The organism is Stenotrophomonas sp. Ker107b (assembly GCF_053847245.1).
Map to the genome: position 1 here is coordinate 78,284 of NZ_JBSPHX010000001.1, position 21,302 is coordinate 99,585.

General features: G+C 64.7%; 17 protein-coding genes, 5 tRNA genes, 1 other RNA gene and 1 pseudogene. 17 read left to right on the forward strand and 7 right to left on the reverse strand.

All coding sequences use genetic code 11. The features are described 5' to 3' along the window. Window positions 1-23: 23 nt before the first annotated feature. From lon to ACWV8V_RS00450, 7 genes are all read left to right on the forward strand, one after another. Window positions 24-2,489 carry an endopeptidase La gene (gene lon / locus ACWV8V_RS00420; RefSeq protein ID WP_259261159.1) on the forward strand — a complete coding sequence of 822 codons (2,466 nt, stop codon included), beginning with the start codon at window positions 24-26 and terminating at the stop codon, window positions 2,487-2,489. Between the two features lie 207 nt (window positions 2,490-2,696). Then, window positions 2,697-2,969, forward strand: coding sequence for an HU family DNA-binding protein (locus tag ACWV8V_RS00425; RefSeq protein ID WP_019185801.1), 273 nt, complete (start codon window positions 2,697-2,699; stop codon window positions 2,967-2,969). A gap of 11 nt (window positions 2,970-2,980) precedes the next feature. Beyond that, window positions 2,981-3,055 (forward strand) — tRNA-Val (locus tag ACWV8V_RS00430). Window positions 3,056-3,084: 29 nt separating this feature from the next. After that, a tRNA-Asp gene (locus ACWV8V_RS00435) sits at window positions 3,085-3,161 on the forward strand. 83 nt (window positions 3,162-3,244) lie between these two features. Beyond that, window positions 3,245-3,321: transfer RNA gene (locus ACWV8V_RS00440), tRNA-Asp, on the forward strand. A 90-nt stretch (window positions 3,322-3,411) separates the two neighbouring features. Next, window positions 3,412-3,488, forward strand: a tRNA-Asp gene (locus ACWV8V_RS00445). A 212-nt stretch (window positions 3,489-3,700) separates the two neighbouring features. Next, complete coding sequence (locus tag ACWV8V_RS00450; RefSeq protein ID WP_259261161.1) at window positions 3,701-5,674, forward strand: peptidyl-prolyl cis-trans isomerase; 1,974 nt, start codon at window positions 3,701-3,703, stop codon at window positions 5,672-5,674. A gap of 119 nt (window positions 5,675-5,793) precedes the next feature. Here ACWV8V_RS00450 and ACWV8V_RS00455 read toward each other — a convergent pair whose 3' ends face one another. Together ACWV8V_RS00455 and gloB are read right to left on the reverse strand one after the other, a co-directional pair. Beyond that, window positions 5,794-7,008: a transglycosylase SLT domain-containing protein gene (locus ACWV8V_RS00455; RefSeq protein ID WP_455898656.1), complete on the reverse strand. Its 1,215-nt coding sequence runs from the start codon at window positions 7,006-7,008 to the stop codon at window positions 5,794-5,796. Then, window positions 7,005-7,772, reverse strand: a complete 768-nt coding sequence (gene gloB, locus ACWV8V_RS00460; protein ID WP_455898657.1) for a hydroxyacylglutathione hydrolase — start codon at window positions 7,770-7,772, stop codon at window positions 7,005-7,007. Before gloB ends, ACWV8V_RS00455 begins: the two co-directional genes overlap by 4 nt. An 11-nt stretch (window positions 7,773-7,783) precedes the next feature. Between gloB and ACWV8V_RS00465 the strand changes: the two genes are divergently transcribed. From ACWV8V_RS00465 to dnaQ, 3 genes are read left to right on the forward strand one after another with little or no spacing between them, the layout of a single operon-like run. Next, a complete protein-coding gene (locus ACWV8V_RS00465) occupies window positions 7,784-8,428 on the forward strand; it encodes a methyltransferase domain-containing protein (protein WP_455898658.1) in 645 nt (214 codons plus the stop codon). Between the two features lie 11 nt (window positions 8,429-8,439). After that, complete coding sequence (gene rnhA, locus ACWV8V_RS00470; protein ID WP_121042991.1) at window positions 8,440-8,892, forward strand: ribonuclease HI; 453 nt, start codon at window positions 8,440-8,442, stop codon at window positions 8,890-8,892. 4 nt (window positions 8,893-8,896) lie between these two features. Further along, the gene (dnaQ, locus tag ACWV8V_RS00475; protein ID WP_455898659.1) at window positions 8,897-9,628 is read left to right on the forward strand and encodes a DNA polymerase III subunit epsilon; all 732 of its coding nucleotides are present in this window, start codon (window positions 8,897-8,899) and stop codon (window positions 9,626-9,628) included. A gap of 45 nt (window positions 9,629-9,673) precedes the next feature. On the opposite strand, the gene ACWV8V_RS00480 is transcribed toward dnaQ, so the two are convergent. Then, window positions 9,674-10,378 carry a PP2C family protein-serine/threonine phosphatase gene (locus ACWV8V_RS00480; RefSeq protein WP_176990741.1) on the reverse strand — a complete coding sequence of 235 codons (705 nt, stop codon included), beginning with the start codon at window positions 10,376-10,378 and terminating at the stop codon, window positions 9,674-9,676. 165 nt (window positions 10,379-10,543) lie between these two features. Between ACWV8V_RS00480 and ACWV8V_RS00485 the strand changes: the two genes are divergently transcribed. Continuing rightward, window positions 10,544-10,634: transfer RNA gene (locus tag ACWV8V_RS00485), tRNA-Ser, on the forward strand. 294 nt (window positions 10,635-10,928) lie between these two features. Next, on the forward strand, window positions 10,929-11,336 hold the full coding sequence (locus ACWV8V_RS00490) for a DUF6165 family protein (protein ID WP_455898660.1): 408 nt from the start codon (window positions 10,929-10,931) through the stop codon (window positions 11,334-11,336). On the opposite strand, the gene ACWV8V_RS00495 is transcribed toward ACWV8V_RS00490, so the two are convergent. Continuing rightward, a complete protein-coding gene (locus ACWV8V_RS00495; protein WP_455898661.1) occupies window positions 11,315-12,370 on the reverse strand; it encodes a glycosyltransferase family 9 protein in 1,056 nt (351 codons plus the stop codon). The two genes, ACWV8V_RS00490 and ACWV8V_RS00495, sit on opposite strands and share 22 nt — an antisense overlap. Window positions 12,371-12,391: 21 nt before the next feature. Here ACWV8V_RS00495 and ACWV8V_RS00500 point away from each other — a divergent pair, with 21 nt between their 5' ends. Both ACWV8V_RS00500 and ACWV8V_RS00505 read left to right on the forward strand, forming a co-directional pair. Next, entirely contained in the window at window positions 12,392-13,141 is a 750-nt protein-coding gene (locus ACWV8V_RS00500) for a 3-deoxy-D-manno-octulosonic acid kinase (protein ID WP_088432881.1), read from the forward strand. Next, entirely contained in the window at window positions 13,141-13,908 is a 768-nt protein-coding gene (locus ACWV8V_RS00505; protein WP_259261175.1) for an MBL fold metallo-hydrolase, read from the forward strand. The genes ACWV8V_RS00500 and ACWV8V_RS00505 overlap by 1 nt, the downstream gene beginning before the upstream one ends. A gap of 142 nt (window positions 13,909-14,050) precedes the next feature. On the opposite strand, the gene ffs is transcribed toward ACWV8V_RS00505, so the two are convergent. After that, an RNA gene (gene ffs / locus ACWV8V_RS00510) (signal recognition particle sRNA small type) lies at window positions 14,051-14,147 on the reverse strand. Between the two features lie 278 nt (window positions 14,148-14,425). On the opposite strand from ffs, the gene ACWV8V_RS00515 reads away from it, so the two are divergent. Continuing rightward, entirely contained in the window at window positions 14,426-14,743 is a 318-nt protein-coding gene (locus ACWV8V_RS00515; protein WP_455898662.1) for a DMT family transporter, read from the forward strand. Between the two features lie 90 nt (window positions 14,744-14,833). Here the strand turns inward: ACWV8V_RS00515 and ACWV8V_RS00520 are convergent. Together ACWV8V_RS00520 and ACWV8V_RS00525 are read right to left on the reverse strand one after the other, a co-directional pair. Beyond that, window positions 14,834-15,079 (reverse strand): annotated as a pseudogene (locus ACWV8V_RS00520) (GNAT family N-acetyltransferase); the annotation flags it as partial. A gap of 577 nt (window positions 15,080-15,656) precedes the next feature. Next, window positions 15,657-16,160 carry a hypothetical protein gene (locus ACWV8V_RS00525; protein ID WP_455898663.1) on the reverse strand — a complete coding sequence of 168 codons (504 nt, stop codon included), beginning with the start codon at window positions 16,158-16,160 and terminating at the stop codon, window positions 15,657-15,659. A 700-nt stretch (window positions 16,161-16,860) separates the two neighbouring features. On the opposite strand from ACWV8V_RS00525, the gene ACWV8V_RS00530 reads away from it, so the two are divergent. After that, window positions 16,861-18,477, forward strand: a complete 1,617-nt coding sequence (locus tag ACWV8V_RS00530) for a site-specific DNA-methyltransferase (protein WP_455898664.1) — start codon at window positions 16,861-16,863, stop codon at window positions 18,475-18,477. Beyond that, window positions 18,477-21,107 carry a DEAD/DEAH box helicase gene (locus ACWV8V_RS00535; RefSeq protein ID WP_455898665.1) on the forward strand — a complete coding sequence of 877 codons (2,631 nt, stop codon included), beginning with the start codon at window positions 18,477-18,479 and terminating at the stop codon, window positions 21,105-21,107. Before ACWV8V_RS00530 ends, ACWV8V_RS00535 begins: the two co-directional genes overlap by 1 nt. Window positions 21,108-21,302: the final 195 nt, after the last annotated feature.

A 21,302-nucleotide genomic window follows, 5' to 3' on the forward strand; every position in this document is an offset into this window, starting at 1 on the left:
CCCACTGTTCCACTGGAGCCCACATGGCCCGTTCCCCAACTGAGACTCTCGACCTGCCGGTACTGCCGCTGCGTGACGTGGTGGTGTTCCCGCACATGGTCATTCCGCTGTTCGTCGGCCGTGACAAGTCCATGCATGCGCTGGAGCAGGCGATGGAGGCGGACAAGCGCATCCTGCTGCTCGCGCAGAAGTCCGCCGAGACGGATGATCCGTCCGCCGCCGATCTGTACCAGGTCGGCACGCTCGCCCAGGTGTTGCAGCTGCTGAAGCTGCCCGATGGCACCATCAAGGTACTGGTCGAAGGCCTGTCGCGCGTCAACGTCACCGACGTGACCGAGCGCGATGGCTCGCTGCACGGCGTGGGCATGGAAATCGAATCGGACGAATCGCGCGAGCCGCGCGAGATCGAGGCGATCGCCCGTTCGCTGATGTCGCTGTTCGAACAGTACGTCAAAACCAACCGCAAGCTGCCGCCGGAGCTGCTGCAGACCCTGGCCGGCATCGATGAGCCGGCGCGCCTGGCCGATACCATCGCCGCGCACATCAGCGTGCGCCTGGCCGACAAGCAGCGCCTGCTGGAAACGCTGCAGATCGGCGACCGCCTGGAAATGCTGGTCGGCCTGGTCGATGGCGAGATCGACGTGCAGCAGATGGAAAAGCGCATCCGCGGCCGCGTGAAGTCGCAGATGGAGAAGAGCCAGCGCGAGTACTACCTCAACGAGCAGATGAAGGCCATCCAGAAAGAACTGGGTGACCTGGATGACGCGCCCGGCGAGATGGACGAGCTGGCCCGCAAGATCGCCGAGGCGGGCATGCCCAAGCCGGTGGAGACCAAGGCCAAGGCCGAGCTCAACAAGCTCAAGCAGATGTCGCCGATGTCGGCCGAGGCTGCCGTCGTGCGCAACTACCTGGATTGGCTGCTGGGCGTGCCGTGGAAGAAGCGCAGCAAGGTCCGCAAGGACCTCAAGGCCGCACAGGACACGCTGGATGCCGATCACTTCGGTCTGGACAAGGTCAAGGACCGCATCCTGGAATACCTGGCGGTGCAGTCGCGCGTGAAGCAGATGAAGGGCCCGATCCTGTGCCTGGTCGGCCCGCCCGGCGTGGGCAAGACCTCGCTGGGCCAGTCCATCGCCAAGGCGACCAACCGCAAGTTCGTGCGCATGAGTCTGGGCGGCGTGCGCGACGAGGCCGAGATCCGCGGGCACCGTCGTACCTACGTCGGCTCCATGCCGGGCCGCATCGTGCAGAACCTCAACAAGGTCGGCAGCAAGAACCCGCTGTTCGTGCTCGATGAGATCGACAAGATGTCGATGGACTTCCGGGGCGATCCGTCGTCGGCGCTGCTGGAAGTGCTCGATCCGGAGCAGAACAACGCGTTCAACGATCACTACCTGGAAGTGGACCTGGACCTGTCCGAAGTGATGTTCGTGGCGACCTCCAATTCGCTCAACATCCCCGGCCCGCTGCTGGACCGTATGGAGGTGATCCGCATCCCCGGCTACACCGAGGATGAGAAGCTCAACATCGCCATGCGCTACCTGGTGCCCAAGCAGATCAAGGCCAACGGCCTGAAGCCGGAAGAGCTGGAGATCGAGGCCGACGCGATCCAGGACATCGTGCGCTATTACACGCGCGAATCCGGCGTGCGCAACCTTGAGCGCGAAGTCGCCAAGATCTGCCGCAAGGTAGTCAAGGAGATCGCGCTCGCCGGTCCGGTCGCACCGGCCAAGCCGGCCAAGGCCACCAAGAAGACCAGTGCGAAGAAGAAGGCGCTGGTGGTGGTCAACGGCAAGAACCTGGACAAGTACCTGGGCGTGCGCCGCGTCGATTTCGGCCGTGCCGAAGAGCAGAACGAAGTGGGCCTGGTCACCGGCCTGGCCTGGACGGAAGTCGGCGGCGATCTGCTGCAGATTGAATCCACACTCGTCCCGGGCAAGGGCCAGCTGATCCTGACCGGCCAGCTCGGCAACGTGATGAAGGAATCCGCCTCGGCGGCCCTGTCGGTGGTGCGTTCGCGTGCCGAGCGGCTGGGCATCGACAACGAGTTCCTGCAGAAGCACGACGTGCACGTGCACGTACCCGATGGCGCCACCCCGAAGGATGGCCCCAGCGCGGGCATCGCCATGGTCACCTCGCTGGTGTCCACGCTGACCAAGGTGCCGATCCGGGCCGAAGTGGCGATGACCGGCGAGATCACCCTGCGCGGTCGCGTCACCGCCATTGGCGGCCTCAAGGAGAAGCTGCTGGCGGCGCTGCGTGGCGGCATCACCACGGTCATCATCCCCGAGGAGAACCGCAAGGATCTGGCCGATATCCCCGCCAATGTCACCCGTGATCTGAAGATCGTGCCGGTGAAGTGGATCGAGGAAGTGCTCGACCTGGCCCTGGAGACGCCGCTGACCGCACCGAAGCCCAAGAAAGATGGGCAGCGTGTCACGGTACGTGGCAAGTCCAAGACAGCTTCCACCACGCGCGTCAAGCATTGACGCGCGCTGTCCAAGTGCCCGAAACCCGCGTCGTTATTGGCTTTTCAGCTTGCGCGGGTAGGGGGGCACTGGTATAAAAGCACCACTCGTGAGTCAGCGTCATGCTGAATTCGGCGAACAGAGAACTTCACTGGCATCCGGCGGCGTATCGTCCTCGGGTGTCTCAATGTTGAATCCGCGGAATCCCCGCCAAAGGAGCTGTAGAGAATGAACAAGACCGAATTGATCGACGCCGTTGCTGAAGCCGCCGACCTGACCAAGGCCGAGTCCAGCCGCGCCGTTGATGCCGTCATCGCTTCCGTCACCAAGGCCCTGAAGGGCGGTGACGCGGTGACGCTGGTGGGCTTCGGCACGTTCCAGGTCCGCGACCGCGCTGCCCGTACCGGCCGCAACCCGAAGACCGGCGACACCATCAAGATCGCTGCGTCGAAGAATCCGTCGTTCAAGGCTGGCAAAGCCCTGAAGGATGCCGTAAACTAAGCGGCTTGCTGGGGTGCTTAGCTCAGCGGTAGAGCGTCTCCTTTACACGGAGAGGGTCGGGGGTTCGAAACCCTCAGCACCCACCAGGCACTGCCAGTAAAAAGTTTTGAAATGTGGAGCGGTAGTTCAGCTGGTTAGAATGCTGGCCTGTCACGCCGGAGGTCGCGGGTTCAAGTCCCGTCCGCTCCGCCAGTTTCAATAGGGCCCCTGAGCGATCGGGGGCCTTGTTTTCTCCAGCGACGCAGGTCGCGGTGGAAACAAAAGCGGTTTAGTGCGGAGCGGTAGTTCAGCTGGTTAGAATGCTGGCCTGTCACGCCGGAGGTCGCGGGTTCAAGTCCCGTCCGCTCCGCCAGTTTTAAAAAAACCTCGAAAAAAGCAACATTTCGGGGTGGGCAATCTGAATATCTTCGGATAGAATGAGCGCCTGCAAAGTTTCAAGTGCGGAGCGGTAGTTCAGCTGGTTAGAATGCTGGCCTGTCACGCCGGAGGTCGCGGGTTCAAGTCCCGTCCGCTCCGCCAATCTTTGAAGAGCCCTTGGTGAAAACCAAGGGCTTTTTTTTGTTTCCAATTCAGCGGGTCGATCAACGGCGCGCGACTGACCGTGCATCCGTTGCCATGGCCGGGCGTGGGACCCGGTGGATCAGGCCGGCGCGGCCGAGGCGGGCACTTTTGGAGCCTGCCGCGAAGCGGGTTACACTGCCGGGCTCGCCAATCAGGCCTTGATTTTTCCCATGCTGCAGAAACTTCGCGACAAGACCTCGGGCTGGATCGTTACCGTGATCCTGGGGCTGCTGATGATTCCGTTCCTGTTCGTGATCGACTCCAGCTACCTCGGTGGCGTCGGCTCGCAGAACGTGGCCAAAGTGGCCGCCCCGCCGACCTGGTGGAAATCCGCCCCGTCGTGGTGGCCGGTCTCGTTCCTGTGGCAGCACCATGAAATCAGCTCCAACGATTTCCGCGTGCGCTTCGAGCAAGCGCGCCAGCAGGCACGCCAGGAACAGGGTGAGGATTTCGATCCGCGCCAGTTCGAAAGCACCGAAAGCAAGCTGGCCGTGCTCGATCAGATGATCGATGAGCAGGTCGTGCGCCTGGCTGGCGAACAGTCCGGCATCGTGATCGGCGATGGTGCCGTGCGCGAGTACATTGCCTCGATCCCGGCCTTCCTGGATGCGGACGGCAAGTTCAACCAGGACAACTACCGCATCGCGCTGGCCAGCGGTAATCCGCCGCGCACGCCGACGCAGTTCGAAGCGCTGGTGCGCGAGAGCATCCAGCAGTCGATCATTCCGTCGGCCCTGCAGCGTTCGGGGTTCACCACCCAGAGCGAGGCCGAGCGCCTGATGAAGCTGCTCGGTGAAACGCGTGACGTGGAGCTGGCCGCGCTGCCGGAAACGCCGGCCGATACCGCCGAAGTGACCGACGCACAGATCAAGCAGTGGTACGACAGCCACACCAAGGATTTCCGCCAGCCGGAAACCGTGTCGCTGGAGTACGTCGAGATCAACGGTGCGAACCTGCCGGCCGCAGCCGCGGCTGACGAAGCCACGCTGCGCAAGCGCTACCAGGATGAGAAGGCACGCTTCGCCACCCCGGAACAGCGTCTGGCCTCGCACATCCTGATCACCGCCGATGGCAGCGATCCGGCCAAGCTGAAGGCGGCCGAAGAAAAGGCCACGCGCATTGCCGCGGAAGCCAAGGCGCCGGGTGCCGATTTCGCCGCGCTGGCCAAGGCCAACTCGGAAGATCCGGGTTCCAAGGACACCGGCGGCGACCTGGGCTGGGTGGAACACGGCGCGATGGTGAAGCCGTTCGAAGACGCGCTGTTCGCCATGAAGACGGGCGAAGTGGTTGGGCCGGTGAAGACCGAGTTCGGCTACCACGTGCTCAAGCTGCGCGAGACCAAGGGTGGCGAAGGCCGCGCGTTCGAGGACGTGCGTGACCAGCTGGCTGCCGAACAGCTCAAGGCCGATACCGATCGCGTGTTCACTGAACTGAGTGGCCGCCTGGTGGATCTGGTCTACAAGAACCCGACCTCGCTGGAAGGCCCGGCCAAGGACATGAGCCTGCCGGTGCAGACGCTCGGTCCGTTCACCCGCGCCACCGCCAGTGGCATCGCGGCCAACCCGGCCGTGCTGCGTGCGGCGTTCTCCGACATCCTGACCCAGGATGGCACGGTGAGCGACCCGATCGAGCTGGGCCCGAACCACAACGTGATGATCCGCGTGACCGAGCACAGCCCGGAGCAGGCACTGCCGCTGGCCAAGGCCCGTGAGCAGGTCATCGCTGCGATCCATGCCGACCGCACCCGCCAGGCTTCCGAGAAGGCCGTGGACGCCGTGCTGGCCAAGCTGAAGGCCGGGCAGACCCTGCAGGCGCTGGCGACCAGTGACCAGCTGCAGATCAGCCCGCTGCCGGGCCTGCCGCGCACCCAGCCGGTGCCGACCCCGGAAATCAACCGCGCGGTGTTCAGCGCGCCGCTGCCGGCCGAAGGCAAGCCCAGCTACGGCAAGGTCGCCGTGCAGGGCCGCTACGTGATCTACGCGGTCAGCAAGGTCACCCCGGGCAACGTGGCCGAAGTAGATGCCGCCCAGCAGCAGCAGCTCAAGGAGCAGCTGAGCCAGATCGACGGCATGGCCGCCGCCAAGGCCTACGTCGAAGCGATGCGCAAGCACTTCAAGGTGCAGACCGAAGAAGCCAACCTCTAACGGGGTCGGCTTCTGCAGGAAAACAAACAGCCCGGCAATGCCGGGCTGTTTGTTGTTGAAAACGACACTGCCCGGCAGAACCGGGCAGTGTCGTTACCAGCAATAGGATCCGCGCGCGCTCAGTCTTCGACGCGCAGCACCGCGCCCGGCTTCAGCACACTGCTGCCACTGAGCCCATTGAGCGACAGCAGCGCCTTCAGCGGCATGCCGTAGCGGCGGGCGATGGTCCAGGGCGACTCGCCATCGCGCACGGTGTGGCGGCGGCTGCGCGGGCGGTCCGCGCTGGCCACGGTACGGGTGGCCACCGGGCCGGGCGCCGTACGCGCCGCCGTGGTGTCGGCCGGTGCGCTGGGCGCCACCGCAAGAGCGGCCACGCTGGCACTGGCATCCACCGGGGCGTGCGCGGTAGGGGCCAGAACCGTCACCTGGCCGCTCGGGCGGCCCTTGCCGCTGGCCAGGGCCGGATTGAGGCGGGCGATCCGGGCAGGGTCCAGTGCGCGCTGCTGGGCCCACTGCTGGACGCTGGTGCCGGCCGGCAGCGTGTGGCCCTTCAGCACCGGCACGGTGCGGTCCAGCGAGGCCATCACCGCCGGCTCGGTTTCCGCGTCTTCCAGGACGCAGGCCAGTGCATGCAGCTTCTCGACATAGGCATAGGTGACCGGCGACAGCCCCGGCAACTCGGCCGGACGCGCGTTCTGCGCGTTCATGCCCGCCTTGCGCAGCGACTGCAGCACCCGGTACTCACCGGCGTTGTAGGCCATCGTCGCCAAGCGCCAGTCGCCGCCGAACATGCCATGCAGGGTCTTGAGGTAGCGCACCGCGGCCTGGGTGGAATCCACGGCAGAGAGGCGGCCGTCATAGCCCGGGGTCATCTGCACGCGGTGGTTCTTGGCGGTGGTGGCGATGAACTGCCACAGGCCGGCCGGGCCGCTGCCATTGCGGGCGTTGGGCCGGTAGCCACTTTCCACGAAGGGAATCAGCGCGAATTCGGTCGGCAGGTCGGACTTGCGAAGCTCTTCGACCACATAGCCGAACAGCACCAGCGCGTCATCGTCCTGGTTGGCCAGCCGCGAGGGGGCATGCGCGAACTGCTTCTGCCAACGCGGGCTGGTTGCCTCGGCGTCGCAGGTAGGTTCGGCCAGACCATCGCGGAAGCTGGCAAAGATCTCCTGCCCGTTGCGCACCGAAGCCGGCGGCAGGGCCGCAGCGGTCAGGGGAAGGGAGGACAGGCCGGCCACGTTCTGCGACATGCCGGCGGTCAACGACTGGGCGCCCGCGCTGCCGGCCACGGCGATCGCCAGGCCAAGCGCGAGCGGCAACAATCGCCGACTCATGTTCGAAATCCGTCTTTCCAGTGCCGCAGGCCTGCGACAACATCGACTTCATCGGTAACGGGACGCCCGAGATGGGCGCTGACAGCCGCGTGGACGGCGGGGGTGTTCGTACGCAGGAACGGATTGCATTCCAGCTCGCTTGCCAGTGAAACCGGCAGCGTGGGCAGGTCATCGCGGCGCATGGCCAAGGCCTCCTCATGGCGCTGCGACAGCGCAGCGTTGGTGGGGTCTACATGCCGCGCGAAGACGGCATTGGACAGGGTGTACTCGTGGGCGCAACAGACCATCAGTTGCGCTGGCAGGGACGCCAGCTTCCGCAGGGATGCCAGAAGTTGGGGAGGCGTACCTTCGAACATGCGCCCACAGCCCAGGCTGAACAGCGAATCGCCACTGAAAAGATGTTCAGCGGTGTGAAACGCGATATGGCTCCGGGTGTGCCCGGGCACGGATACTACGTGGAACCCGAGGCCCAGTGCCTGAACGTGTTCACCTTCGCCCACCCGGTGCGCCGGGACCGCAATGCGCGGTTCGACCGGTGCGTAGACCTCCACCGCCGGGAAATGGGCCTGCAGTTCGGCCACGCCGCCGATGTGGTCGTCGTGGTGATGGGTCAGCAGAATGCTGTGCGGGACCCATCCCTGCTGCGCTGCGGCAGCCAGAACGGGGGCGGCCTGGCCGGGGTCGATGACCACGGCGCGGCCGTCGTCGGCGACCAGCGCCCAGATGTAATTGTCCGCAAACGCGGGTAGGGCGGTCAGTCGCATAGAATTGGACCATGCCCCCCGCGTTGAGCCCCCGTCAAGCGACAGTCGCATCCTGGTTTGATACTGAACCGGCACAAGCGTTGTGCCGTCTGGAATCGGAGCGGTTGCGCAGCCTGCTCGCCGAGCGCCCGGTGAACCCGTGGCTGTGGGTGGCGCCGACGCCTGGCTGGCTGGAAAGCGTGGACTTGCCGGGCCGCGGCCTGCGCCTGTACCGCCAGGGCGCCGAGTATGCCGGCGATGTCCAGTGCGCCCTGCCGCTTCCGCTGCCGGACGAGAGCGTCAACGCCATCGTGCTGCAGCACGTCACCGCCCGTGACGCCGAGCAGCTGATCGCCGAGTGCGCGCGCGTGCTGATGCCCGGCGGCCGGCTGTGGCTGTCCACCCTCAACCCGTTCAGCCCGTACCGCCGCCAGTGGCGCCATCACGGGCTGGTCGTGCGCAGCCCGCAGCGGCTGCGGCACACCCTCACGCAGGCTGGCCTGAGCTGCGAGGACCTGCACTACCTCGGCCCGATGTGGCGCAACCGCTCGCCGGCCCGGCGTGACCTCGCCCCGCTGCGGGCCGCCTGTCTGTTCACCGCTGAAAAACGCACTCTGGCATTGCCGGGACCGACGCCCGTGGCCGTGCCACGTTGGCACGGCACGGTTGCCACCTGATCTGGAATGGAATGAAGACGATAGAAATCCACACCGACGGTTCCTGCCTCGGCAATCCCGGCCCCGGCGGCTGGGCGGCGTTGCTGCGCTACAACGCGCACGAGCGCGAACTGAGCGGTGGCGAAGCGCATACCACCAACAACCGCATGGAGCTGATGGCGGCCATCTCGGGGCTGGAAGCCCTCACCGAGCCGTGCAACATCGTGTTGTTCACCGATTCGCAGTACGTGCGCCAGGGCCTGACAGAGTGGATGCCCGGCTGGATCCGCAAGAACTGGAAAACCGCCGGCGGCTCGCCGGTCAAGAACCGGGAGCTGTGGGAGCGCCTGCACGCGGCCACGCTCAAGCACACCATCGACTGGCGCTGGGTCAAGGGCCATTCCGGCGACCCGGACAACGAGCGCGTGGATCAGCTGGCGCGCGACGCCGCGATCCGGATCCGCGCCGCCGGCCCGGTACACTGAGCCCATGCGTCAGATCATCCTTGATACCGAAACCACCGGCCTGGAATGGCGGAAGGGCAACCGCGTCGTCGAAATCGGCTGTGTGGAACTGCTCGAGCGCCGCCCCAGTGGCAACAACTACCACCAGTACCTCAAGCCGGACTGTGAGTTCGAACAGGGCGCGCAGGAAGTCACCGGCCTGACCCTGGAGTTCCTGGCCGACAAGCCGGCCTTCGCCCAGGTCGTCGACGACTTCCTCGCCTACATCGACGGCGCTGAGCTGATCATCCACAACGCGGCGTTCGATCTGGGCTTCCTGGACAACGAGCTGTCGCTGCTGGGCGACCACTACGGCAAGATCACCGACCGCTGCACGGTGATCGATACGCTGAAGATGGCGCGTGAGCGCTTCCCCGGCCAGCGCAACTCGCTGGATGCACTGTGCCGGCGCCTGGGCGTCGACAATGCCCACCGCCAGCTGCACGGCGGCCTGCTCGATGCGCAGATCCTGGGCGATGTGTACATCGCGCTGACCTCGGGTCAGGAGGAAATCGGCTTCGGCTCGGCCGATGACCAGAAAACCGGCAGCGCCCACGCGCAGACCTTCGACACCTCGCGCCTGCTGCCGCGCCCGCGCGTGGTCGCCACCGCCTCGGAGCGGGAAGCGCACGAAGCGCGCCTGGCCAAACTGCGCAAGAAGGCGGGCCGCGCGATCTGGGATGGTGAGCCCGACGCGGTGGAAGCAGTCAGCGCCTGAGGGCCCGACCCCGGTAGATCCCGGCCGTTGGTCGGGATGGCTGCCTCAATGGCACCGCACCAGAATCACGGTGATGTTGTCCGAGCCGCCGCCATCCAGCGCGGCGGCGACCAGCGTATCCACGCATTCCTGCGCACTGGCATCGTCGAAGGCGAGGGTGCGGGCGATGCCCTTGTCCTCGACCTCTTCGGTCAGCCCGTCACTGCACAGCAGCAGCTGCATGCCCGGGCGCAGCTCGCCGGTGGTGGTCGCCACATTCAGATGTGCCGGATCGGTCACCCCCAGCGCCTGGGTCACCACATTGCGATGCGGATGCGCACGGGCCTGCTCTGCGGTCAGATTGCCTTGGGCGACCAGTTCCTGGACCACGCTGTGATCCTGGCTGAGCTGGGCCAGCGTGCCGTCGCGCCACAGGTACGCGCGGCTGTCGCCGACCCACGCCACCTCATACCGATTGCCCTGCACACGGGCCGCCACCACAGTGGTGCCCATCGGCAGGCTGTCGTTGCGGCGGCGCGAGGTGCGGATGATCTCCTCATCGGCGATCCGGATCGCATGCGCCAGCGTCGCCCCGCGGCGGATCTCGCGCACGATGGTCTCGCGCGCCAGCGCGCTGGCCACCTCACCGCAGGCGTGCCCGCCCATGCCATCGGCGACCAGCCACAGCGCCAGTTCGCCATCCCCGTAATACGTATCCTCATTGAGGTCACGGCGCAGGCCGGGGTGGGTCAGGTGTCCGAATTCGATCATGAAGGCGCGTGCCGGTGAGGATTGCGAGGGATAACGGCATGATCGCGGCCCGCCGGACATCCGGCAAGGCATCCATACAGAAGAAATTCACTTCTTTGCACGCAATGACTTGTCGCCAGCGCGTCCTGCCCGTATCATTCGCGTCCCGGTTCGCCGGGACCATCTGGAGAGGTGGCAGAGCGGTTGAATGTACCTGACTCGAAATCAGGCAGGCGTTTATAGCGCCTCGGGGGTTCGAATCCCCCCCTCTCCGCCAGATAAAAAGAAAAGGGCTGCCCATCGGGCGGCCCTTTTCTTTTTATCCGGCCTGATGGGCGGACGAGAACCCCCGACGGGGTTCGACGGATCTGCAGGAGCAGATCCGGACAGACGAACGTCTGGCCCTGGAGCGCGCAGCGCGGAAGGGCTGGGTGCATGGATGCACCCAGCAATCCCCGCAATGAAGTGGCCACCCGCAATCCACGCGACGTCATCGCGGTAGAGCCCCCGCCCCACACCCGCCCAACATGCGCTCCGCTAAACTGCCCACCTCACGTAACGGATCCCCACCATGACCGCTGAAATCCTCGTCCCCGTGTCCTTCGGTGAACTGCTCGACAAGATCTCGATCCTGCAGATCAAATCCGAGCGCATCAGCGATGAGGCCAAGCTGGCCAACATTCGCACCGAGCTGAGCGCACTGGAAACGACCTGGATGGCGCACCCGGCCGGGGTCAAGGACATCGCGCGCCTGCGTGCCGAGCTCAAGGCCGTCAACGAGCGCCTGTGGGACATCGAAGACAACATCCGCCTGCAGGACAAGGCCGAGGCCTTCGACGACCATTTCGTCGAACTGGCCCGCAGTGTCTATCAGCAGAACGATGAGCGCGCCCGCATCAAGAAGGACATCAACCTGGCACTGGGCTCGCTCTACGTGGAAGAGAAGTCGTACAAGGATTACGCACCGCGCGGCGCGTAATCGGCGACATACCGCTCGAAGGCGGCAATGCCGTCCTCGACCGTGATCAGCTGCATCACATCGTCGAATTCGACCTTCGCGCCCCATTTCAGTTCGCTGGCCGGCTTGCCCAGGAATTTGCGCGCCGCATCGTCGTAGCGGTCCACGCAGTAGCGGCGGTCGGAGTAGGGTCCGCTGCGGTGCGGGTTGCTGGCCGCATGCAGGCCCAGCACCTTGGCGCCCATCGCGTTGGCGATATGCATCGGGCCCGAATCGGGCGTCATCACCAGCGCGGCGCGGGCCAACAGGGCCGGCAGCTGCTTGAGGGTGTCCTTGCCGACCAGATCCAGCGCCGGCGTGGTCAGCTGCCCCTGGATGGCATCGGCCATGCCGCGCTCCAGATCGCTGCGCCCACCGCACAGCACCACCCGCCAGCCGCGTGCGGTGGCGTGGTTGGCCACGGCGGCATAGCGATCGGCATACCAGTTGCGGCGCACGTGGCTGGAGCAGGGCGAGATCATCAGCACCGGGCGGCCGTCGTCGGCCCACTGGGCATTGGCCCACTCGAACGCCGCCGGCGGCACGGCGAGGTCCCAGCTGACCTCGGTCTGTTTCAGGCCCAGCGGCTCGCAGAAGCTGCCGATCGCGTCGAGTACGTGGATGCCCGGGCGGTCGGGAATGCGCTCATTGATGAAAAGCCCGTGAAGGTCCTTCGAGCGCGATCTGTCGTAGCCGATGCGGCGCTTGGCCGGTACGAAGGCGGACAGCACGTTGGCGCGGAAGGCCACCTGCATCTGCAGCAGCGCATCGAAGCGCCCGGCAGGGAGGCTCTCGCGCAGGGCGCGCATACCAGCCAGGCCGGTCTTCTTGTCGTAGCTGTGGAAGGTCACACCCGGCAGCCCGTCGAGCAGCTTGTGGCCGGCCTTGTCGATGATCCAGTGCAGGCAAACGCCGGGATCGGCCTGTTGCAGGGTGCGCACCAGCGGCACCACATGGGTCACGTCCCCCAGCGCGGACAAACGCAAAAGACACAAGGAAGAGGACGTTGGTGCCATGGTGTTGTTAGACTCGAAGGAATGGTCGCATTCGACGCCACTGAAGCGCTGACGCCCTGCCGCGATGGACGCGGTATCGGTGCCATTCTGTTCGACCGCGAAGCCTTGCGGCAAGCAGAGATGAGCCTGTTCGCGCCGGCCCACTGGGGCGAGCGGGCGCGACCGGTCGGCGATGGCGGCCGCGGCGGCGCCTGGTTCGTCGATGCGCCCTTTGGTCATGCCGTGCTGCGCCAGTACCTGCGCGGTGGCTTGGCAGCCAAGCTCAGCCGGGACCACTACATCTGGCGTGGCGCCAATCGCACCCGCAGTTTTGCCGAGTTCCGGCTGATGCGTGCCCTGCGCGCGCAGAAGCTGCCGGTACCGCGCCCGATCGCCGCGTTCTACATGCGCGAAGGCCTGCGCTACAAAGCGGCGATCCTGATGGAGCGGCTGGAGGGCGTGCGCTCGCTGGCCGACCGCGCGCTGGTCGCCGGGCGCGGGGCCCCCTGGGAGGAGACGGGCCGGCTGATCGCGCGCTTCCACCGCGCCGGGCTGGACCATGCCGATCTCAACGCCCACAACATTCTGTTCGACGCCAACGGCCATGGCTGGCTGATCGATTTCGATCGCGGCGTGCTGCGCATTCCCGCCACCCGCTGGCGCGAACGCAATCTCAAGCGGCTGCTGCGCTCGTTGATCAAACTACGCGGTGAGCGCAGTCATGACGACGTCGAAAAGGACTACGCACGGCTTCGCCGCGCCTACGATCTCGCCTGGAACCGGGGTTACTGATGGACTGGGCACTGCGTTTCATGGGGGTCGGCAATGCGTCGGCCGTGCAGCTGGGTTCGCCGATGGCGGTGATCGAGCGCGATGGCCGCCCATGGCTGACCATTGATTGTGGCGGGGAAGGGCTGACCGCCTTCCAGGCGCACTACGGGCATGTGCCGCAGGCCCTGTTCGTCACCCATGTGCACCTGGACCATGTCGCTGGTTTCGAACGTCTGTTCGTGGATGCCTATTTCTCGCCGCAGCGTCGTGGGCGCATCCGCCTCTACGTGCCGGCGACGGTCGTGCCGCTGCTGCACAAGCGCGTGGCCGATTACCCGAACGTGCTGGCCGAGGGCGGTGCGAACTTCTGGGATGCCTTCCAGCTGATCGTGGTCGGCGATGCGTTCTGGCATGACGGCGTGCGTCTGGAAGTCTTCCCGGTGCGCCATCACTGGCCGGAAACCGCCTATGGCCTGCGCCTGAAGGGTGCGGTCACCTGGAGCGGCGATACCCGCCCGATTCCGGAAATGCTGGCGCGCTACGCCGACGACAACGAACTGATCGCCCACGACTGCGGCCTGCACGGCAATCCGTCGCATACCGGTGTAGACGACCTGGAGCGTGAGTACACGCCCGAGCTGCAGGCGCGGATGATGCTCTATCACTACGCCAGCGAGGCTGACGGCGAGGCGCTGCGCCAGCGTGGCCACCGTGTGGCCCTGCCCGGTGAGCGTGTGGCGCTGGCTACCCCGACCGCGATGCACGTGCTGGCCCAGGATCCTCCCTGAGCATGGACGACGCGCTGGCCGCCCATCTGCAGGCGCTCGAACGCGCGTTGCATGCGCCAGCGGTCCGCGGTGATGTCGCGCAGTTGGCGGTGCCTTAGTCGGCAGCATCGCGAAGGAAAACAGGGAGCCCAAAAAGGTGGCGGCCCCGCCGGCTGACCTCGGCGCCCGCGTCGATCGATACCGTTGCTGCCTTCCGGCCCTGGCGGGATTTTCGACCTAGCGTCGCGAGGGGCCGACGGGGCCACCATAGAGACGTTCCGGCTGCGGGGCGATCAGGGATCAGCCGGCCGCAGGCGGAAGGTGCAAGGCAGGAACAGGTCCGGCAGTGCAGTCGCGCATTCTAGCGCATGCGCGGCACGCAGTGCCAGACGCCGAGGCTGAATCCCGTGTAGCCCGATGCCGTCAGTCGCGGCCATTGCGCGGGTAGGGCGGTAAAATACGCAGCACAGGAGGAACGGCCTCCCCCATTTCGGGAACCACTGACCAGGACGGCCTGGCCCCCATCAAGGAGGGCCGCATGGCCTGGATCTATCTGTTGGCAGCCGGTGTACTGGAAATCGTCTGGGCGTTCTCGATGAAGCAGTCCGAGGGGTTCAGCAAGCTCACTCCCTCGATCATCACCCTCGTCACCATGATTGCCAGCTTCTGGCTGCTGTCACTGGCGATGCGCACGTTGCCGCTGGGCACTGCGTACACGATCTGGACCGGCATTGGTGCGGTCGGCGCGTTCGTGATCGGGATTGCCTTCCTCGGCGAGCAGATCAGCGCGATGCGGATTGCCGCAGCGGTGTTGATCGTGAGCGGATTGGTGCTGATGAAGCTGTCGAGCAGCTGACGCGTTCAAAACGCACGCTGCGGCTTCAAGCGTAGAGCCACGCCATGCGTGGCTGGCGCAATCCCGACGCACTCCAATCCCTGGCGCCGCTCAACGCGGCGCCAGTTCCAGCGCCATCTCCACCGCGTCCAACCCGGGGCCGTGCCCATCGGGGGTAACTCTGGTGACGACGAAGCCGAGTCCGGCGTAGAAATCCTGCGTGTGCTGGCTGGTGCTGAGCGTCACGCGCTGGGCGCCGAGTGTTTTTGCATGGGCCAGCCGCGCGTGGGAAAGCTGCGTGCCCAGGCCTTGGCGGTGCCGGGTGTGGTTGACCATGCCCCAGCAGAACGCGGCGGTGTGTTTGTTGTCGAGGGCGATGTCCGGCGTTGCCGGCGGAGGGATAAAGACTCATTGGATGCCTCTATGGAGCGATAGGCACCATTGCCTATCGTTGGCCGCAGCATGGCGTCCGCTGGATCAAGCTCGTAAGGTGGGGAAATCCCAGCGAGTCGAAAAAAAGTTGGGGAAATTTTCAGACCGCGAGGGCGGTGTGATTTAGGGCTGGCGGCGAGCTTGCTGCCGCGGGCAGCAAGGGGCGGGGAGGCCGGAGGGAACTAAGTCAACGACCCACTAGGGCACAAAAACGGGCCTGCCCGCGCTGGCCCCGTGTTCTGGCTGGCATGGGTGTGGGATCGGAGCGGGTGCCCTGCCGGCGAAGCCGCGTCTCATCGGGTGAGTTCCGACACGGCCATGCCGGCCTCAAAAGCGGGGGGATGTCGGAGCCGTTCGCCGGAGTTAACCACCAAGCGGTTTTGCAAGCGTTTGCAGGTCCAGGTGCTCATTGCGCCGGTGGAGGCCGAGCACGGCGCCACGTTGGCCAAACCATGATTGAGCTACCACATTGCACTTGGCCAGGTATGGTCGAGCCACTTCACTAGCGCCGGCTCAAGGCAGAGGTGGGGTCCAGTCCCGGTAAGTAGTGGTCAGCGTTGAGTTCGTGAAGTCGCTTAAGGAAGTGGTTCCGAAGTTCCGCGTCCGCGGTGAGCTTGGCACGGACGCCAGTCAGGACTGCCTGTCGATTGCTTCGCAGCCTGTCCACTTGTTCCCGGATGGCCTTGTTGATGTCCGGATCGGCGTGGAGTTGGACCTGGTCAAACGAGGGAGCCCTGCGGTGCGCGATGGATGCCGGTTCGGGCTTGTCCTGGTCGAGCGCGTCAAGGCGCATTAAGGCCTTCTCAAAGCGCTCGCGGTATTCAGGACTTTTGGCATCGACTTCGACTTGGGTGGTTGCGCCCTTGATGGCCAATTCGATCACGATCCGTTCGGAGTGGAGGTCCAGTTCCAGTTCCGAGGTCGCCTTTCGCACGGCCAAGCTGCGCTCCGTATTGCGCCTGAACTCCTCCGCGGTCCTGCTGACCTTTTCCAACAGCGTGGCCACCGTGCCCTTCCGTGATTGCTTCGGGGGAGCGGGTGTAGCGAGGGTTTGTGCCGTGACAGCTCGGGATTGCGACCGAGTCGGCAGCGGCGGGAATGATGTTCGGGTTGGGCCGGCTGGGGCAGGCGGCCTTTGAGCTGGGGTGCCCAGCTTCTTTGGCTTGAAGCTGCAGGCAGGAAAGTTCGAGCAGAAACGAAACTCCCGTAGCGGCAGGTGCGCAAGATCAACACGCCTTGCTTGCACGACGGGCAAATCTCCTCACGGACCGCCTTGCCATCGGTGTCGGCGAGGGCCACCACACCGTCCTCCTCCAACTCCCGCAAGAAGCTGGAGCACTGGCCTCGGGCGGTGAACATGGCCACGCCCCGCCGAGCGTGTGTCAGGGCCACGTAGAACAGCCGCCGCTCCTCGCCCAGTGGGTAGTCGTCGCCATCGGGAATTGCCAGCGCAATCACCGGATCATCGCTGCGGGTGTTGGGGAAGCTGCGCCCCCGACTCATGCTGATCATTTCCGGCGCCGATCATCCCCGGGAAGGGCCCGACCATAGTAAGTTGCACGCAGGGGCGGGTCATGTTCAAGCGGGACAGAGCGGATCAACCTATGAGACCCGGCGGGCTAGAACGGGATCAGAAGCCGTGCGACTGGCCGGCGGGCTAGAATGGGATCAGAAGCCGTGCGACTGCTCGGCCGGGGAACTGCCACATGCCATTGCTGGACTGGCGCGATCGCGAGAAAGACCTCACGCGGGCCGCCCTTACGCCCTATCGCCTGCTCGAGTCTGTGTCCAATCTGCACTACGGGGATGAAGACGCCCACAACCTGCTCATCCAAGGCGACAACCTGGACGCGCTCAAGGCCCTGAAGCCGTATTTCGGGGGCAGCGTGAAGTGCATCTATGCCGATCCACCATTCAACACCAAGCAGGCGCTGGACGACTACGACGACAACCTGGAGCACTCCATCTGGCTGTCGATGATGTATCCGGCGATGGTGCTGCAGCGAGACTTGCTGGCCGAGGACGGCACGCTGTTTGTTCACATCGACGACAACGAACTGGCCTACCTGCTCGTGATCCTCGACGAGATCATGGGACGCCGAAACCGGATGGCGCTGGTCTCGTTCAAGCAAGGGGCGCCAACAGGGCACAAGGCCATCAATCCCGGCATGGTCAGCACCACCAACTTCATTGCCGTCTATGCCAAGAACAAGGCCCAGTGGACCCCCAACCGGGTGTTTACCGGTCGTGAGCGAGACAAGCGTTACGGGAAGTTCTTGGTCAACCCCGACGCTGACCCTTCGGAGTGGAAGTTCACCACTCTGACGGCGGCGGTCAAGCAGGCATCGGGCAAGAGCGCGAGCGACTTGAAAAAAGAGCTGGGCGACGGCTACGAAGCCTTCCTCAACGATTTTGTGGTGGAACACGCCAAGCAGGTCGCGCAATTCGTGCGCCCCGATTACAACGCCGTGAGCAAGGACGCCCAAGCGATGATCGATGTCTCGCTGGCCCAGCCCACGAAGATCTTTCACCTGGCTCGCGAAGCGCATTCGGATATGTATTTCATTGGGGGCCAGCGGATCATCTTCTACGCCGGCAAGCTCAAGGAAGTGGACGGCGAAATGATGGCCGGGGAGCCGTTGACCACGCTTTGGGACGACCTGCTGTCCAACAATCTCCACAAGGAAGGTGGGGTGGAGTTCCCCAAGTCCAAGAAGCCCGAGGCGCTCATCAAGCGCTGCTTGGAGCTGGCCACGAACGAAGGAGATCTGGTGCTCGACGCTTATCTGGGATCGGGCACCACGGCCGCAGCAGCCCACAAGATGGGTCGGCAGTGGATCGGGATCGAGCGTGGGGAACACGCCCAGACCAAATGCGCCCCACGGCTGCGTGCGGTCGTGGACGGAGAGCCTTCCGGCATCTCCAAGTCCCAGGGCTGGAAGGGCGGCGGGGGCTTTCGCTTCCTCAAGCTTGGCCCGCCCATCTTCGATGACGCAGGGCACATCCGAGAGGGCATCCCATTCGAGCACCTGGCCGCGCACGTGTGGTTTGCCGAGACTCGCACGCCGCGATCCACGAAAGCGGCCAAGGACGTGTTCCTGGGCGAGCACCAGGGAACGGGCTACTTCCTGCTCTACAACGGAATCATGGGCGACCAAAGCGCCACCGGCGGCAACGTGCTGTCCAAGACGATGTTGCGGCGCTTGCCGAAGTTCAACGGGCCGAAGGTCATTTACGGCGAGGCGTGTCCGCTTCCCGAGGAGGTGCTTGAAGAGCACCAGATCGCCTTCCGCCAGACCCCTTATGACTTGAAGGCCCGCTGATGGCACACCAACTCAAGCTGTATCAAACCCGATCCGTGAACACGTTGCGGCGGTTCCTCGATGAGGCCCAGATCATGGGCGCCGCCGATGCCTTTGAAAGCACCGTCGACAAGGGGCTGGATACCGTTTACAAGCCCATGCCTGGACTCCCCGATGTTCCTTACGCGTGCTTGCGCATCCCCACGGGGGGCGGCAAGACCATCATGGGCGCGGACATCATCGATGCAGCTCGCGGGTTTCTCGATAAGACGTATCCGTTGGTGCTTTGGCTGGTGCCCACTACGCAAATCAAGAGCCAGACCCTGGAGGCCTTCCAGGAGCCTACGCACCCGTATCGCCAGCAACTGGACGAGGCGTTCAAGGGCCAGGTGGCGGTGTTCGACATCGCCCACTTCACGGAAATCCGGCCGGCGGATCTCGGCACCAAGGTTTGCATCGTGATGGCCACCATTGCCGCGTTGCGCGTGGAGGAAAAGGAGGGTCGCAAGGTCTACGAAGACCATGAGGATCTGGATGACCACTTCGGCGGGTCGCTGGACGATTTGCCTCACCTGGATCGGAACGAGGCCGGCAAGGCAGTTCATTCGTTTGCCAATGTCTGCCACCTTCACCGACCCCTGGTCATCACTGATGAGGCTCACAACGCCAACACGGAGTTGTCCTACACCGTCTACCAGCGCCTGCGCCCGCAAGCAGTGGTGGAACTCACCGCCACGCCCAACGCCACATCGAGCAACGTGCTGGTGTCGGTATCGGCTTTCGAGCTGAAGGGTGCGGACATGATCAAGTTCCCCGTGGTGCTTAAGGAGCACAACGGGGAATGGCCGGCGGCGGTCAGTTCTTCGGTGGCCCGACGCAAGAGCCTGGCTAAGGACGCGCAGAAGGAACCCGACTACATCCGTCCCATCGCGCTCATTCAGGCGGAGAGCAAGTCCGGCACGGCCACGGTGGAGGAGGTCAAGAAGCACCTGATCGAGACCGATGGCGTGGCTGAAAAAGCCATCGCCATTGCCACCGGGGACCAGCGGGAGCTGGACGGGGTGGACTTGTTCGCGAAAGACTGCCCCATCGAATACATCATCACCAAGCAAGCGCTCAAAGAAGGTTGGGACTGTTCCTTCGCCTACGTGTTCTGCTCCGTCGCCCAGGTGAAGTCCGACAAGGATATTCAGCAGTTGCTCGGGCGGGTGCTGCGCATGCCGTATGCCACCAAGCGCAGCCAAGACAGCATGTCCAAGGCCTATGCCCATGTGGTGACGGACGACTTCGGGCGGGCAGCCGGCGAGCTGACCCAGTCCCTGGTCGATATTGGCTTCAATCCCCTCGAGGCCGCGGCGGCGATTCAGAAGGAGACCGCCACGCCGAAACTTCCGCTGGTGGGTGGGGCCATGCACACGCCCGAGCTGCCCACCACCAAGGTGCCGGTTGCCAAGGAACCTGACCTGACTAACGTGCCCGCACGGGACGCGGAGCGCGTGAAGTTCACACCCAACAAAACCGGGAAGGGTGGGGTGCTGGAGATCCAAGACGAGCTGGACGAGGCCACGATGGAGGCCATCACCCAAGCTGCGGTAGACGCGGAAGATGCGCTAAAGAGCTTGGCACTCCACCAAAGCCTCACCGCGGCCGCCAAGGCCCCCAGTGAACGGGGCGCGGTGTTCGAAGTCCCTAGGCTGTATGCCATGGATCAAGGCGAGCTGGATCTCGTGGAAGCCAAGGCCGTGGCGGCAGATTTCAGCTGGGATCTTCGCGATCATCCAGCCGACTTGTCCAAGTTCGGGTTCAACGAGGAAAGCCAGACCTACGAGGTTTTCCTCGACGGCAAGCAAGTCCAATACCACCTGGTCAAAGACGACGTGGCGACCTACCTGCCTGGATTTGCTCAGGACCGGACGGTCGATGACCTGGTGGGGTGGCTCGACATCGGAGTGCGCGATCACTCGGTGAAGCAACCGGTGTCGCGTGAGTGGGTCCGGCGCGCCGTCAAGGGCCTGGTTGAGGATCGTGGGTTCTCGCTCGCCCAGCTATTGCGGGGCCAGTTCGTCTTGCGGCGCAAGCTGCGCGAGGAGTTGCTCGGCGCCAAGGCCGATGCCTACCGCCAAGGATTCCAGCAGGCTTTGTTCGCTCCCGACCGCGAGGTGCGCGCGCCGGAAGGCTCGGACTATGCGTTCTCCTACCCGGCCGACATGACGCAATACCCCGCGCATAGCTACTACGATGGCGGGCTGTACAAGTTCCGTAAGCACTTCTATCCCAAGGTCGGGGACCTGCGGTGGAAGACATCGGCGGGGAAGGTTGCGCAGGAGTTCGAATGCGCGAGGGTCATAGACGAACTGGACGAGGTGGAGTTTTGGGTGCGTAACCTGGTGCACAAGAGCCAGTTCTGGATGCCGACCTCACGCATGCGTACCTACCCCGACTTCGTGGCCAAGCTGAAAGACGGGCGGCTGTTTGTCGTCGAGTTTAAGGGCAGCGATCGGTTCTCCAATGACGAGAGTGAAGAGAAACGCCTGGTGGGCGCGCTGTGGCAGAAGGCCAGCAAGGGCCGGGGAATCTACGTCATGGCCCAGATGACGGGGGGCAAGACGGGGAGCATTCGCGACGAGCTGCTAGCCGCCATCAACGGCTAAGGAAGGCAATTGCTACAGGCGGGCGATGAACAAAGTGGGCTCCACCGAACCGCTCAACAACGAGACGGTCTCGATCGAGTTCCCGCTGTGGAGAGGAACTCCACCAGAAGTTTGGAGCGCCGGAGGTGCCGCCTCAGCCGCACGAACTCCCCGCTGCGCCCTTGCTAGACCACTGCGAGCCGCCACGTGAAGGCT

Bases quoted from the DNA above. Each gene is read 5' to 3' on its own strand.
- ACWV8V_RS00515 (WP_455898662.1), top strand. From the start codon at position 14,426: ATGGCCTGGATCTATCTGTTGGCAGCCGGTGTACTGGAAATCGTCTGG.
- dnaQ (WP_455898659.1), top strand. From the start codon at position 8,897: ATGCGTCAGATCATCCTTGATACCGAAACCACCGGCCTGGAATGGCGG.
- ACWV8V_RS00495 (WP_455898661.1), bottom strand. From the start codon at position 12,370: ATGGCACCAACGTCCTCTTCCTTGTGTCTTTTGCGTTTGTCCGCGCTG.
- rnhA (WP_121042991.1), top strand. From the start codon at position 8,440: ATGAAGACGATAGAAATCCACACCGACGGTTCCTGCCTCGGCAATCCC.
- ACWV8V_RS00530 (WP_455898664.1), top strand. From the start codon at position 16,861: ATGCCATTGCTGGACTGGCGCGATCGCGAGAAAGACCTCACGCGGGCC.
- gloB (WP_455898657.1), bottom strand. From the start codon at position 7,772: ATGCGACTGACCGCCCTACCCGCGTTTGCGGACAATTACATCTGGGCG.
- ACWV8V_RS00480 (WP_176990741.1), bottom strand. From the start codon at position 10,378: ATGATCGAATTCGGACACCTGACCCACCCCGGCCTGCGCCGTGACCTC.
- ACWV8V_RS00505 (WP_259261175.1), top strand. From the start codon at position 13,141: ATGGACTGGGCACTGCGTTTCATGGGGGTCGGCAATGCGTCGGCCGTG.
- ACWV8V_RS00535 (WP_455898665.1), top strand. From the start codon at position 18,477: ATGGCACACCAACTCAAGCTGTATCAAACCCGATCCGTGAACACGTTG.
- ACWV8V_RS00455 (WP_455898656.1), bottom strand. From the start codon at position 7,008: ATGAGTCGGCGATTGTTGCCGCTCGCGCTTGGCCTGGCGATCGCCGTG.
- ACWV8V_RS00490 (WP_455898660.1), top strand. From the start codon at position 10,929: ATGACCGCTGAAATCCTCGTCCCCGTGTCCTTCGGTGAACTGCTCGAC.
- lon (WP_259261159.1), top strand. From the start codon at position 24: ATGGCCCGTTCCCCAACTGAGACTCTCGACCTGCCGGTACTGCCGCTG.
- ACWV8V_RS00465 (WP_455898658.1), top strand. From the start codon at position 7,784: ATGCCCCCCGCGTTGAGCCCCCGTCAAGCGACAGTCGCATCCTGGTTT.
- ACWV8V_RS00450 (WP_259261161.1), top strand. From the start codon at position 3,701: ATGCTGCAGAAACTTCGCGACAAGACCTCGGGCTGGATCGTTACCGTG.
- ACWV8V_RS00425 (WP_019185801.1), top strand. From the start codon at position 2,697: ATGAACAAGACCGAATTGATCGACGCCGTTGCTGAAGCCGCCGACCTG.
- ACWV8V_RS00500 (WP_088432881.1), top strand. From the start codon at position 12,392: ATGGTCGCATTCGACGCCACTGAAGCGCTGACGCCCTGCCGCGATGGA.